The 14,292-nt window shown below is 45.1% G+C and carries 12 protein-coding genes and 1 pseudogene; 1 reads left to right on the plus strand and 12 read right to left on the minus strand.

The genetic code is table 11. The features are described from left to right. Positions 1 to 14 precede the first annotated feature (14 nt). The 5 genes from sucA to sdhC form a co-directional block, all read right to left on the minus strand. Positions 15 to 2,816: a 2-oxoglutarate dehydrogenase E1 component gene (gene sucA / locus AR383_RS03955; protein ID WP_055731956.1), complete on the minus strand. Its 2,802-nt coding sequence runs from the start codon at positions 2,814 to 2,816 to the stop codon at positions 15 to 17. Between the two features lie 126 nt (positions 2,817 to 2,942). After that, complete coding sequence (locus AR383_RS03960) at positions 2,943 to 3,656, minus strand: succinate dehydrogenase iron-sulfur subunit (RefSeq protein ID WP_055731957.1); 714 nt, start codon at positions 3,654 to 3,656, stop codon at positions 2,943 to 2,945. Positions 3,657 to 3,666: 10 nt separating this feature from the next. Next, positions 3,667 to 5,436: a succinate dehydrogenase flavoprotein subunit gene (gene sdhA, locus AR383_RS03965; RefSeq protein ID WP_055731958.1), complete on the minus strand. Its 1,770-nt coding sequence runs from the start codon at positions 5,434 to 5,436 to the stop codon at positions 3,667 to 3,669. Positions 5,437 to 5,441: 5 nt separating this feature from the next. Then, on the minus strand, positions 5,442 to 5,783 hold the full coding sequence (sdhD, locus tag AR383_RS03970) for a succinate dehydrogenase, hydrophobic membrane anchor protein (RefSeq protein ID WP_055731959.1): 342 nt from the start codon (positions 5,781 to 5,783) through the stop codon (positions 5,442 to 5,444). Then, positions 5,777 to 6,157: a succinate dehydrogenase cytochrome b556 subunit gene (gene sdhC / locus AR383_RS03975; RefSeq protein ID WP_055731960.1), complete on the minus strand. Its 381-nt coding sequence runs from the start codon at positions 6,155 to 6,157 to the stop codon at positions 5,777 to 5,779. The genes sdhD and sdhC overlap by 7 nt, the downstream gene beginning before the upstream one ends. Positions 6,158 to 6,557: 400 nt before the next feature. On the opposite strand from sdhC, the gene AR383_RS03980 reads away from it, so the two are divergent. Beyond that, positions 6,558 to 7,829, plus strand: coding sequence for a citrate synthase (locus AR383_RS03980; protein WP_055731961.1), 1,272 nt, complete (start codon positions 6,558 to 6,560; stop codon positions 7,827 to 7,829). A 67-nt stretch (positions 7,830 to 7,896) separates the two neighbouring features. Here the strand turns inward: AR383_RS03980 and AR383_RS03985 are convergent, their stop codons facing one another. The 7 genes and pseudogenes from AR383_RS03985 to AR383_RS04010 all read right to left on the minus strand — a co-directional run bounded on the left by AR383_RS03985 (position 7,897) and on the right by AR383_RS04010 (position 14,290). Continuing rightward, positions 7,897 to 8,370: a DUF2947 family protein gene (locus AR383_RS03985; RefSeq protein WP_055731962.1), complete on the minus strand. Its 474-nt coding sequence runs from the start codon at positions 8,368 to 8,370 to the stop codon at positions 7,897 to 7,899. A gap of 23 nt (positions 8,371 to 8,393) precedes the next feature. Beyond that, positions 8,394 to 9,128, minus strand: a complete 735-nt coding sequence (kdsB, locus tag AR383_RS03990) for a 3-deoxy-manno-octulosonate cytidylyltransferase (RefSeq protein WP_055731963.1) — start codon at positions 9,126 to 9,128, stop codon at positions 8,394 to 8,396. After that, complete coding sequence (locus tag AR383_RS03995; protein ID WP_055731964.1) at positions 9,125 to 9,313, minus strand: Trm112 family protein; 189 nt, start codon at positions 9,311 to 9,313, stop codon at positions 9,125 to 9,127. The genes kdsB and AR383_RS03995 overlap by 4 nt, the downstream gene beginning before the upstream one ends. After that, complete coding sequence (lpxK, locus tag AR383_RS22765) at positions 9,297 to 9,863, minus strand: tetraacyldisaccharide 4'-kinase (protein ID WP_250636643.1); 567 nt, start codon at positions 9,861 to 9,863, stop codon at positions 9,297 to 9,299. The genes AR383_RS03995 and lpxK (AR383_RS22765) overlap by 17 nt, the downstream gene beginning before the upstream one ends. Further along, positions 9,854 to 10,279 carry a tetraacyldisaccharide 4'-kinase gene (gene lpxK, locus AR383_RS22770; RefSeq protein ID WP_250636644.1) on the minus strand — a complete coding sequence of 142 codons (426 nt, stop codon included), beginning with the start codon at positions 10,277 to 10,279 and terminating at the stop codon, positions 9,854 to 9,856. The genes lpxK (AR383_RS22765) and lpxK (AR383_RS22770) overlap by 10 nt, the downstream gene beginning before the upstream one ends. Continuing rightward, positions 10,279 to 12,026 (minus strand): annotated as a pseudogene (gene msbA, locus AR383_RS04005) (lipid A export permease/ATP-binding protein MsbA). Before msbA ends, lpxK (AR383_RS22770) begins: the two are co-directional and overlap by 1 nt. Positions 12,027 to 12,082: 56 nt before the next feature. Beyond that, positions 12,083 to 14,290 (minus strand): DNA internalization-related competence protein ComEC/Rec2, encoded by a 2,208-nt coding sequence (locus AR383_RS04010; RefSeq protein WP_055731965.1) that lies wholly within the window; start codon positions 14,288 to 14,290, stop codon positions 12,083 to 12,085. Between the last annotated feature and the right edge of the window lie 2 nt (positions 14,291 to 14,292).

The raw sequence follows: 14,292 nt of genomic DNA on the forward strand, positions 1-14,292 counted from the left end.
TCCTTTATTCTTTATTATTCAACAGTCAACGCGTCAGTAACGAGGGCGCGTTGTTGTTTTAAGTGAAGAGACATATACCCTACTGCTGGAGATGCCGAAGCCGGACGACCAGCGTAACGTAACTCTGCCCCTGCAGGGATAACAGATTTAAAGTGATGCTGGCTACTATACCACGCACCTTGGTTTAATGGCTCTTCTTGACACCAAACAAACCGTTCAACATGTTGATATTGTTCCAGAATTTGTTTTACTTCTTGATCTGGGAACGGATATAGCTGTTCGATTCGAATCAAAGCAACATCATTTTGCTCAGATTTACGGCGTTGCTCTAATAAGTCGTAATAAACCTTACCAGAACACATCACCACCTGACGAACTTGGCTAGGGTCAAGCTCATCCACCTCTCCAATAGCATTCTGGAACTGCCCCTCGGCGAGCTCTTCCAAACTAGACACCGCAAGGGGATGACGTAACAATGATTTAGGTGACATAACCACCAAAGGACGACGCATCGGACGAACCTGTTGGCGACGCAGCATGTGATAGACTTGAGCCGGTGTTGAAGGCACACATACTTGCATGTTGTGCTCAGCACATAATTGCAAATAACGCTCTAAACGCGCTGACGAGTGCTCAGGCCCCTGCCCCTCATAACCATGAGGCAGCAACATAACTAAGCCACACATCCGCCCCCACTTCTGCTCACCAGAAGATAAAAACTGGTCGATAACCACCTGCGCACCATTGGCAAAGTCACCAAACTGAGCTTCCCAGATAACCAGGGTCGAAGGCTCTGCAGTACTGTAACCATATTCAAAGGCCAATACCGCTTCTTCCGATAACACCGAGTCAAACAAGGCTAAATGGCCCTGCCCCTCAGATAGATTTTTCAAAGGCACATAAGTGGAAGCATCATTTTGATTATGCAGTACCGCATGGCGGTGGAAGAAAGTACCACGGCCAGAGTCTTGCCCTGTGAGACGAATATTGTTTTTAGCGTCGAGTAAGCTAGCATAAGCGAGATTTTCGGCAAAACCCCAGTCAACCAGCTTTTCACCTCTAGCCATTAGTACTCGATCATCAATGATTTTTTTAACCCGAGGATGTAACTTATGATTTTCAGGCAAACGAGTAATTTTTTCACCTAATTCTCTCACCACATCAATGGGTAAAGACGAGTCGTAGGCCATATCCCATTCATGACCAAGATAAGGTCGCCAATCAACACTATGTTGTGTCATTGGACGCCACTCTTCCACTACGCAATCACCGTTATCGAGTTGATCGCGGTATTCATTAACCAAAGCAGTCGCATCAGCGCTATCTAATTGACCACGAGCCGCCAACATATCTGCGTATACCTTACGCGGTGTTGGGTGTTTCTTGATTTTTTGGTACATCAAAGGCTGGGTTGCATTCGGCTCATCGGCTTCGTTATGGCCATGACGGCGGTAACATACCAAGTCAATCACCACATCACGCTTAAAGGTATTGCGAAAATCCAGTGCCATCTGACTAACAAAAGCCACAGCTTCAGGGTCATCACCATTTACATGGAAAATCGGTGCCTGAACCATTTTAGCAATATCTGTACAGTATTGAGTTGAACGGGTATCTCGGGGGTTTGAAGTAGTAAAGCCCACTTGGTTATTCACCACAATACGTACGGTACCGCCTACCTTAAAACCACGCGCCTGAGACATATTGAAGGTTTCTTGAACCACACCTTGCCCCGCGATAGCCGAATCGCCGTGAATAGTAATAGGTAAACAATTCTCACCGTCGCGTCTATCTTGTCGAGCACGAACCGAACCCATTACCACCGGATTAACAATCTCTAAGTGTGAAGGGTTAAAAGCCAAAGACATATGCACATTGCCACCGGGGGTAGCAAAGTCGGAGCTGAAACCTTGGTGGTATTTAACATCACCGGTTCCCCATGTCTCATCATGTTTACCGGCAAACTCATCAAATAACTCAGAAGGATTTTTACCGAGCACATTTACCAGCACATTCAAGCGACCCCGGTGGGCCATGCCAATAACAACTTCTTTAGTCCCTTGGGTTCCGGCAGAGCGCACAATCTCTTTTAGCATCACCAGTAAGCTATCGCCGCCTTCTAGAGAAAAACGCTTTGCTCCTGGAAACTTAGCGCCTAGATATTTCTCTAAACCTTCGGCAGCCGTTAAACTTTTAAGAAACCGTAGTTGATCTTCTTTAGTGAACTCACCTTGGCCTTCCACTGCTTCTAAGCGGCTTTGGATCCAGCGCTTTTCTTCAGTATCAGTAATGTGCATGTACTCTGCACCGATAGAACCACAATAGGTCTTTAATAAAGAACGGTGTAAGTCTTTTAAGGCCATGGTTTCTTTACCTATGGCATAAGAACCCACGTTAAAGGTTTCTTCAAAGTCTGCACTATCTAAAGAGTGAAACTCGGGGGAAAGATCTGGCACCCGCTCTTGTTGCCACAAGCCTAGAGGATCGAGTTGCGCATGCTGATGGCCACGAAAGCGATAAGCGTTAATCAACTGCAATACTTTAACTTGTTTAGCCCCGTGTTGAGGATCTTCAACCGGAGAACTAAATCGAGACGTGTCTTTCGCTAAACGGCGAAAGTAATCTCGAATTGGAGCGTGGGGGGTGTCTTCAGGGTGACCATCAACAGCTGGAAGTTCGGCAAAAACATCCTGCCATTGTTCGGATACAGAAGATGGATCTTCTAAAAATGCCTCGTAGAGGTCTTCCACATAGGTTGAATTAGCACCAGCTAAATGCGAGGACTCTAGCCAGGCTTTCATTACGCCATTTTGCATTTAAACGCTATCCCTTTATTTTCTACGTCACTGTATGACTTTATAGGGTTTTATAAAAAAATAGCCATCCTACCGAGGTAAAATGGCTATTTAGATCCAGCTAATTTTAAAAAATTAACTTTTTAGCTAAACAGCCCGTTTTATCAGCATCGACTTAATATGGCCGATAGCTTTGGTCGGGTTTAATCCTTTAGGACAAACACTCACACAATTCATAATGCCATGGCAGCGGAATACACTGAATGCATCGTCTAATTCTGAAAGTCGTTCATCAGTTGCGGTATCACGACTGTCCGCCAGCCAGCGATAAGCAGCAAGCAAGCCCGCTGGTCCGACAAATTTGTCAGGGTTCCACCAGAAAGAAGGACACGAAGTTGAACAACATGCACATAGAATACACTCGTACATGCCATCTAGTTTTTCGCGCTCTTCAGGGCTTTGCAAGTTTTCACGAGCGGGCGGCATCTGCCCATCATTAATTAAATAAGGCTTAATTCGTGCGTAGTTATCGTAAAACTGTCCCATATCTACCACTAAATCACGAATGACCGGCAAACCAGGCAGCGGACGAATTACAATATCACCTTTACCTAATAAATCGGATAAAGGAGTAATACAGGCTAAGCCATTTTTACCATTCATATTAATGCCGTCTGAACCACAAACCCCTTCCCGACATGAGCGGCGAAAAGCGATACTAGGGTCTTGTTCTTTAAGCAAAATCAGCGCATCAAGTACCATCATATCAGAGCCTTCTGGGACCTCAAGCTGATATGACTTCATGCTTGGTTTGCTATCTGTATCAGGATTATAGCGGTATAGAGAAAAAGTAACGTTCATAGCCGCCTCCTTAATATGTACGAACTTTCGGTTCGAAAGCTTCGCGTAGGTTTGGTGACATATTCACTTCACGACGTCCCATAGTTTCTGTTTCTGGGTCAAACAGTGAATGGCATAGCCAATTGGCATCATCGCGATCTGGATAATCAAAGCGACTGTGAGCTCCACGGCTTTCAGTGCGGAAGTTAGCCGCATGAGCAGTAGCAATGGCTGTGGCCATCAAGTTGTCTAACTCTAAGCATTCTACTCGCTGAGTATTAAAGTCTTTTGATTTATCATCTAAACGCGCATTAGCAAGGCGTTTGCGAATTTCTTGAAGCTCTTGCAGCCCTTGAGCCATGGCATCCCCTTCGCGGAATACCGAGAAGTTGAGTTGCATACATTGCTGTAGGTCTTTGCGAATTTGTACTGGGTCTTCACCATCAGGAGTCGAGTTTTCCCAACGGTTATAACGTGCCATCGCAGCTTCTAACTCAGCTTCACTTGCATCGGCCATGTTAATATCACGGCTTAAATATTCACCAAGGAATTTACCTGCAGCTCGGCCAAATACCACCAAATCTAACAACGAGTTACCGCCTAAGCGGTTAGCCCCGTGCACCGATACACAGGCAATTTCGCCAACCGCAAATAAACCATTTACGATTTCGTCTTCGCCTTTGTCATTTTGTTTAATGGCCTGACCATTTACGTTACAAGGGATACCGCCCATCTGGTAGTGACAGGTTGGAATCACTGGAATAGGCTCTTTCACTGGGTCGACATGAGCAAAGGTTCGAGATAACTCACAAATACCAGGCAAACGGCTCTCTAGCACCTCTTCACCTAAATGGTCTAACTTAAGCTTAATGTGAGTGCCCCAAGGGCCATCGCAACCACGACCTTCGCGGATTTCGGTCATCATAGAGCGGGCAACCACGTCTCGTCCGGCCAAATCTTTAGCGTTTGGCGCGTAACGCTCCATGAAGCGTTCACCATCTTTATTAAGTAGATAACCACCTTCACCACGACAACCTTCGGTCACTAAGACCCCGGCACCGGCAATACCAGTTGGATGAAATTGCCACATTTCCATATCTTGAATCGGCACGCCAGCACGTAATGCCATGCCTACGCCATCACCAGTATTAATGTGCGCATTAGTGGTAGAAGCAAAAATTCGCCCTGCACCACCAGTAGCCAATACCGTAGCCTTAGCCTTAAAGTAGACTACTTCGCCGCTATCGATATCCATAGCGGTACAGCCCACCACATCACCATCGGCATTTTTCACCAAATCTAAGGCATACCATTCAGAAAAGATGGTGGTTTTTTTCTTCACATTTTGTTGGTAAAGCGTATGCAATAAAGCATGTCCAGTTCGGTCAGCAGCAGCTGCTGTGCGGGCGGCTTGTTCACCGCCAAACTCTTTAGACTGACCACCAAAAGGCCGTTGGTAAATAGAACCATTATCGAAACGAGAAAATGGCAAGCCCATTTTTTCTAGTTCAATCACCACTTGAGGACCGACGTTACACATATATTCAATGGCGTCTTGGTCACCAATGTAATCTGAACCTTTAACGGTATCGTACATGTGCCACTGCCAGTTATCTTTATGTGAATTACCTAAAGCAACAGTGATCCCGCCTTGCGCCGAAACGGTATGAGAACGGGTAGGAAATACTTTTGATATAAGAGCGCAAGATTTGCCCTCTTCTGAAATTTGTAAGGCAGCACGCATACCTGCACCGCCAGCGCCGATTACTACGGCATCGAATTCTCGAATAGAAATGGCCACTCGACTTACCCCCAAATGATGAACAGACCAGTCGCTACATAAACTAGCGCCAGTACTGTTAAAGAAAACTGTAAACCAATACGCAATGCGGTGCATTTAACGTAATCGGTCAATACTTGCCATAGACCAATCCATGCGTGTATTAACATCGATAGCAAAGCAAGTAAGGTAAAGACTTTGGTTGGAAGCCAAGCAAAAAAGCCACTCCAAGATTGGTAATCAACATCGTTAAAAATGAAGAAACCCAACAGGTAAATGGTATATAGGGTTAAGATAATAGCGGTCGCACGTATCAGTAAAAAATCATGTACGCCACTACGGCCGAAAGTTGCAGCATTAGTTACCATACGATTACTCCCATTAATACCGCTAGAACAGCAGTGATAACGAACGAGATTTTAGCGCTAGATGCGCCACTATCTAGCTCCTCCCAATAGCCTAAATCCATTATCAAGTGACGTATTCCACCAACAATGTGATACATCAACGCGCTTAAGCTAGCCCAAATAATCAACTTCACGAGGAAGTTGTCTAAAATGGACTGAACATTTGCAAAGCCTTCTGCTGACTGAAGGGATTCAGCAAGTAGGCCAAGTAGAATAGCTAACGCGAAAAAGGTAATCACACCGGAAACACGGTGCAAGATAGATGCGATTGCAGTGATGGGAAATCGGATGGTTTGTAGGTCGAGGTTTACTGGTCTTTGTTTTGTTTTCACGATTCTCTGCCCACTCAGTTCCTTGAGTTTTTATTATGGTGTTTAAGTCAGGCCCTGGACAGAGTAAAGCGTTGCGATAATGTTAATTTTGTGAACTTAAGGCTTAAAATTAGACTAAAGTATAAAAACTAACGTTTATATTGCGCAAAAAATGCTCGGTCTAGCGCCATACTTCAGACAAAGTATAACGCTCGACTTATGCAAATACAATTAACAATTCCTTCATTTAGCTAATTTAACGCAACGAAACGGCCATCTTGATCCTAAATTTTAACAAAATGGCTATAAGTCACTATAATTCACAACGAGCGCTAATTGACATTTAACCTTGTTCTAGGTCAGAATGTGCTGCACTTTGTATCCAAAGAACAATACCAATTAGAATAAGCAAGGGAGACGTGCTATGGCTGAAAATAAAGCCACCCTCAAGCTGCCAGGACAAGACGCATACGATATGCCGATTATCTCTGGAACAGCTGGACATGACGTAATTGATGTTCGAACTCTTGGAAAAAAAGGTTATTTCACTTTTGATCCTGGCTTCTTAGCCACCGCTTCGTGCGAATCGAAGATCACTTATATTGACGGCGAACAAGGGATCTTGTTGCACCGTGGGTACTCAATTGAGGACCTAGCAAAACATGCTGACTATCTTGAAGTTTGTTATATCTTATTATTCGGCGAAAGACCGAACGTAGAGCAATACGCCAAGTTTAAAACCACAGTCACTCGCCACACTATGGTGCATGAGCAACTGATTCACTTTTTCCAAGGTTTCCGCCGAGATTCCCACCCAATGGCCATTATGGTGGGTGTAGTAGGAGCGCTATCAGCCTTCTATCACGACTCGATGGATATCACCAACGAACGTCATCGCGAAATTGCGGCCTACCGACTCATTTCAAAAATGCCAACATTGGCGGCAATGAGTTACAAATATTCAGCAGGCCAACCCTTTGTTTATCCGCGCAACGATTTAAGCTACGCGGCAAACTTCCTCAATATGATGTTCTCTGTTCCAACTGAAGAGTACAAAATTAGCGCCGTTGTTGAGCGCGCTATGGATCGCATCTTTACTCTTCATGCAGACCATGAACAAAATGCTTCAACATCAACCGTGCGTTTAGCTGGTTCATCTGGCGCTAACCCCTTTGCCTGTATTGCCGCTGGTATTGCTTGCCTATGGGGACCTGCTCATGGTGGCGCTAATGAAGCCTGTTTGAATATGTTGGAAGAGATCGGCTCGGTTGATCGTATTCCAGAGTTTATCGCTCGTGCTAAAGATAAGAATGACCCATTCCGCTTAATGGGCTTTGGCCATCGTGTGTATAAAAACTACGATCCTCGCGCCACTGTAATGCGTGAAAGCTGCCACGAAGTGTTGAACGAATTAAACATTGACGATCCCCTACTCGATGTTGCAATGGAGTTAGAACGTATTGCACTTTCTGACCCTTACTTCAAAGAGAAGAAATTATTCCCCAATGTGGACTTCTACTCAGGCATCGTGCTTAAAGCCATTGGTATTCCAGTAAGTATGTTTACGGTTATCTTTGCTCTGTCACGTACTGTTGGTTGGATTGCCCATTGGAAGGAAATGATGGAAGAACCGACCCAACGTATCGGTCGTCCTCGTCAGCTTTATACCGGCGAACCTCAACGTCCGTTTAAGTAAACTGAGCAATATCTAAAAAAACCGAAGCAGAGCTTCGGTTTTTTTATATCAAACTCACTATGAATAACTAGGGTTTAGTCCCATAACGGTAAGTCCCGTTAGCCATAAACTGGGCCACTTCATTGCGTTTTTTGGCGATCAATAAGGCGCCATCATCCATAAACAAGAAATTTTTCCAACAACGTTTGAATACCGCCCAAGTGGTTTCGATGATACTTTGTTGGTCGTTGCAATAATACACCACGGTATTATCTTGCCAGTTTAAATGTGTTAATAGTTCTTCGGGCATATCAGCTTGTTCGCTATCCCACACTTCTTCCCAGTTACCTTGAGCGCTCCATGTTTCGATGCTAAACGGCCAATCCCCTTTACGAAAAAAATCTGGGTGATCGACCTGCTTGCTAATCTGCTCCTTCCATAACAAGGTAGCGCGCGCCTCAGTCATTGGCTTAATCGCTTGCGCATCTGATTCACTAATGGGTAAATCACTGCGTTTAAATATCCAAGCTTTCTTATGTTCGCTTAAAGGAAGGTAATTCATTTCATCTCTATCATAACTAAGGGCTAATTAAACAAGGCACGCACTTTGGCTAAGTCCTCTGGCGTATCCACCCCATGGGCTGGTATTTCAGAGGCGCGTGCCATCTTAATTTTTTCACCGTGCCAAAGTACTCGCAACTGCTCAAGCTTCTCTATTTTTTCAAGTGGCGACGGAGCTAACTGAATATACTCGCCGATGAAATGAGCGCGGTAAGCATAAATACCAATATGCCGAGAATAATGCTCATTACTCCAATTACCATCCCGCTCGAAAGGCACGGCTGCACGACTAAAATACAAGGCATGTTGCTGTTTATCACACACTACTTTCACCACATTGGGGTCCAGAATATCTTCTGGCTCGTCAATGGGAACAGACAAACTGGCCATTTTAACCTCAGGCGCTTCTACTAATAGCTGCGCCACTTGGCTAACCACCGCAGGGGGAATTAAAGGCTCATCCCCTTGCACGTTTACCACAATGGTATCATCGGCAAAGTTCAGTTTTTGACATACTTCCGCCAAACGTTCAGTGCCCGACTCATGGGTTGTAGCAGTGAGTACCACTTCGGCCCCAAAATCATTTGCCGCATCCACAATGCGCTTATCATCGGTGGCAATCACCACCCGCTCAGCACCAGATTGTTTGGCCTGCAGATAAACCCGCTCTATCATGGATTTGCCAGCAATATCCTGCAGCGGTTTACCGGGTAAGCGACTCGACTGATAACGCGCAGGAATAACGACAACAAAACTCATTGTGGTAACTCGTTAGCGGACATTTCACGCGCTTCATTAACCAACAATACTGGAATAGCATCGTTGATCGGATAAGCCAAACGGTCAAACTTGCAAACCAATTCGTTATTTGGCTTGTCATAGTGCAGTTTTCCTTTGCACAGAGGACAGGCCACAATTTCTAATACGTTATGTTCTACTGACATGCTGTTTTTCCTGTAATAAAGAGAAAAAGCGCTGATAAAAAGTATCGGATAATAAGCTATCTACGGGTAAATAGACCCACTCTGCTCCAGCACTTGCCCGATATTTGATGGCATCTTTCTCGGTCATAATGAGACGTTTTGAATGTAATTCTTGATATTGTTCACGACTAAGCTCTCGATGGTCACTTAAGCTAATCTGCTGCTGAGCAGTACAGTTTAAAGAAGCTAAAGAGTCAAAAAAGCGTTGTGGATTACCAATCCCAGCCATCGCGGCATCAAACTGCTTAGTGCCCAAATAAGGCGCTCCGTCGGCGACTCGACGCAAAGCACAGGGGGTTAGCTGCAATAAATAACTTTGCTCTGAAAATGCCGGCTCACCATTGGTAATAATCATGTCCACGCTGCTCAAGCGCTGTGGCGGTTCGCGTAAGGGGCCGGCAGGTAAACATAATTGATTGCCTAAACCACGCTGAGCTTCAATCACCACTATTTCTATATCACGCTGCAGCGCATAGTGCTGCAAACCATCATCACAAATAATCAAGTCCACCCCAACTCCAGCAGCTTTTCACAAGCTTGACTACGTTTAGGGTCTACCACGACCGGACATTGAGTTCGTAAGTGGATCAGCAGCGGTTCATCACCACAGTGTTTTGCAAGACTTTGCTGATTAACCACATAAGGATAACTGGGGGCTTTAGCGCCATAACCGCGGCTCACGACTCCAGGCCTATAGCCACGTGCTTGCGCTTGTTCCACCAGCGCAAGTACCACCGGAGTTTTACCGTTCCCACCTACGCTGATATTACCGACCACTACCACTGGTACTGGGCTGCGATAACTGGTGAGAAAGCGAGCATAGGCGAAGCGCCTACACTTGGCTAAACAACGAAACAGATAACTTAAGGGCAGCAATAACGCCAGCTTGAAAAAGTGCTGGCGTTTATTTTGATACCAAAATTTCACTAACGCTCACCAAACTGAATTTGATGTAGTTGATAGTAAGCCCCTTGTTTGGCTAACAGCTCTTTATGCGTGCCCTGCTCCACCACTTGCCCCTCGTCTAACACCACAATCTTATCGGCGCTTTCAATAGTAGACAGGCGGTGAGCAATCACAATCGCGGTGCGGTCGGCACATACTTTATCGATGGCTTGTTGAATTTTTCGCTCTGATTCCGTATCCAAGGCCGAAGTCGCTTCGTCTAAAATCAATACTGGTGAATCTTTTAATAAGGCACGAGCAATCGCAATACGTTGTCGCTGGCCGCCCGATAACATCACCCCTTTTTCTCCAATTATGGTATCGAAGCCTTCTTCAAAGTTTTCTACAAAACTGGTCACATTGGCGATTTCTGCAACTTGTTCTATTTCTTCGCGAGTTGCACTTGCCTTTGCATAACCAATGTTGTCGGCCACACTGCCACTGAACAAATGAACCGTCTGCGATACCTGAGCAAATTGCTCGCGCAAATTATCGAGTTGGTATTCTTCAACTGGGCGCTCATCCAGTAATACTTGACCACTGGTGGCCTCATAAAACCTCGGTAATAAGGAGGCAATGGTTGTCTTACCGCTACCTGAACGCCCAACCAAGGCGACGGTTTGCCCGGCTTCTATGGTCAAATCAATACCTTTTAACACCATTTGATTCTTGGTGGGATATTTAAATTCAACCTTGTTTAAACGAATAGCCCCTTTGGCTCGAGGAGTGGTATAAGTGCCGCTATCAGGTTCTGGTTCCATATCTAACAAAGTAAATAAACTGGTACAGGCCGCCATGGCTTTTTGCACATCATTATTTAACTGAGTAATCACCTTTAAGGGCTTCAGTAACATCATCATAGAAGTCACGATAATGGTAAAAGTCCCCGCGGTAAGCTGCTCAACCAATTGCGGTGACGAAGCCGCAAACAACACAATCGCTAAACCAATAGACGCAATAAACTGTACCGCAGGGTTGGCTATCGCCGATACCGTGGCCATTTTCATTTGCTGACGACGAATCATATTACTGGCATGGTCAAAACGCAGCGCTTCTTTAGGCTGACCACCAAAGGAAAGAATTTCCTTATGGCCGTTTAGCATTTGTTCACTGGTAGTCGTGACATTACCCACAGCGTGCTGCATGCCAGTACTAATTTTACGAAAACGGCGACTCACAAAGTTAATCGCTATGCCTACCGGCGGACCAATCACAAAGAAAATCAATGACAGTTGCCAGCTGTTATAAAACATAAGCGTTAGCAAGCCGATAATTGTGGCACCTTCGCGCACTAAGTTAACTAGGCTCGCGGTAGCCGCAGTGCTCACTTGGTTTGAATCATAGGTAATTTTAGACAACAGTGTACCGGTGGGGTTTTTATCAAAAAACGACACTGGCATTCTCATCAAATGGTTAAAGATTTGGCGCTGAATTTTCATCACCAAATGACCACCAACCCAAGCCATGCCATAACTACTGGCAAAACCGCAGATCCCCTTAACAATACAATACCTAAAACGAAAATAGGCATGTAAGTTAAAACCTGAGGGTTTTTCCCAGTTAAACCTTCGTCGATGAGAGGCTTAATAGAATAGACAAACATGGTATCAACCGCGCCATAACCGATCATGCCGATAATGGCCATAATCAGCCCTATTTTGCGTTCTTTTACGTAGCTTAATAAGCGGAGAAAGTTAGCTTTTGTATCAGTAGCTGTATCTGGAATCATAAGAACAGAGTTATTCCATCGGAAAAATTGCCTTAGTTTAGCGGTTTATAGAAAAATCACCAACTGATGATTTGTTGATACCATGGACTCGCCGCTCGATAACGCTCTAGATGCACTTGATATGCTCGTTCATCAATATTGAGTCGAATGGCACCGTCCCGCCCAGTAATAAATTGTTGGCTGTCTGCATACCGAGCCAGTACCTCATCTGCCGGAAAATTAAAACGGTTAAACGCGCCACTGCTGTGGATCACTACTTCGGCTTGCAAGGCCTCAACAAAAGCTTTAGAAGACGAGCTAGCACTACCATGATGTGGGCTAAGCAAAAAACTCACTTTGCCTAACCCTTGCTCAAGCAACTGTTGCTCGGCTTTTGCTTCGATATCGCCACTCAGTAACAAGCGGTATTGGCCATCATCTATCAACAATACACATGAGCCATTGTTACCATCACCTAACTCGGCCATATAATAAGAAAGAGATAAACGCCCCCATTGTTCTGCTCCGCTGCAACCACTTGATGGCAAACGCGGATCCCTACCATAGTGATGCTCTGCCTCAGGAAAGGCTTGTTCTAATACTAAACGTGCGCCAGCATGGTCGTTATCGCCATGACTAATCACAATATCGCGAACCCGCTTTACCGAGAGATTGGCTAACAAAGGAAGCAAGGTAGCTTGCGCATGGTTAAAACCACTACGATAACGAGGGCCAGTATCATAAATCAGCGCCTCACCTTGATGCATCACTACCACCGCTAAACCTTGCCCCACATCTAACACATAAACCTGCCAAGATTGAGTCGAATGGCTCAGGCCAAGCATCGAAGGCAATAATAATGAGGCCAGTAGAAATACTCTAGAAACTGCTTTAGGTAACACCAATAGCGCCAGAATAAAGCTAGGCATAAGCAGCAGTAGGCCGCTTAGCAAGGCCGGACTGCTAAAACTAAGCGTTTGCTTTGATTCAAAATAAACTATAGCGCCATATAACAGGCTAAATAGACTATCTACAATGCCCGCAAGAGCTTCAAACCAAGGGCTGAAGCTCAACATTCCTAATAACAAGGTGAGAGGGACTAACAAAGAGCTAAATAAAGGCACCGCAACCAAGTTAAGTACTAAGGCGAAGCTGGGCACTACCCCAAACATCATCACTTGCACCGGCAGCATCACCAGACCTAGAGCAAACTGAATAACCAGTAAGCTTTGCCACTTACTGCGACTTCCCCACCATAAACACAATAAAACCACACTAACGGCAATATACGATAACCAAAAGCCGTTGTTGTATAGGCTAAACGGCCAAAGCAGCATAATAATAAAAGCACTCACCAACAGTGCGCTAACAGGGCGGCGTCGCTCACCCAGCAGGAAGAACAACAACAAACAAGCATACATTAACCAAGCACGCATCATTGACAGCGGCCAGTTCGCCAGCCAACAGTAGAGTAAACAGCTCAACAAACTAAGTAACAAAGGCAGCGATTCAGAGCGAAGTTTTACACCACGACAAAACCCTCGAAACAACAACCAAGACCAAAATGCGGCAATGCCAAGGTGCAAGCCGGATAAAACAAATAAGTGACCTAAACCGGAACGTTGATAGAGACTAATCCGTGACTGGCTTAATAAGCGTTTATCCCCCACCATCAGAGCCAAGATCTCGCCGCCATGCTGATAAGCTTTTAACTTCTCAGCCATCAACTGCAGCGCAGGCTCTCGCCACTCACTACTCGCATCGATGACTTGAAAGTCAAGCAAACTGCCACGCCCTACAATATTTTTTGATAACAGCCATCTGGCATAGTTAAACCCTGCGGGATTAACGTTAGCATAAGCGGGCTTCAGCTTGGCCGTTCCATGAATAACTTGACCCACTTGCAAGGATGTTGCTGGCTTTTTAAGCGCAGAATATAAAATTAATTTAGGCTTCCACCACGCTATACTATGTTTAGCATTAACCAGATCAATTTCTACGGTGATTTTTTGCCAGTATTGATTATTATCAACTGCCAAGACTTTACCAAGTATGCTAGAGTTGGCCGTTTTTTGTTGGATAGCGAGCCCCCATGATTGATAATAGATGCCGTGTACACCAATCCAACATAGCCCAAATATGAAGCCAGCAGCCCAAAGCTTTCTTTTCCACAGTAAAGCAGCCAGTGCAACACAGCTAACATATAAAAGAGGCAGGCTAAGCAAGCTTGGCCAGACTAACGACGAAGTCATTGCTAGCAAACTGGCTAGTAAAAAGGCATTCATGC

The sequence above is a fragment of the Agarivorans gilvus genome, from assembly GCF_001420915.1.
Classification (GTDB): domain Bacteria; phylum Pseudomonadota; class Gammaproteobacteria; order Enterobacterales; family Celerinatantimonadaceae; genus Agarivorans; species Agarivorans gilvus.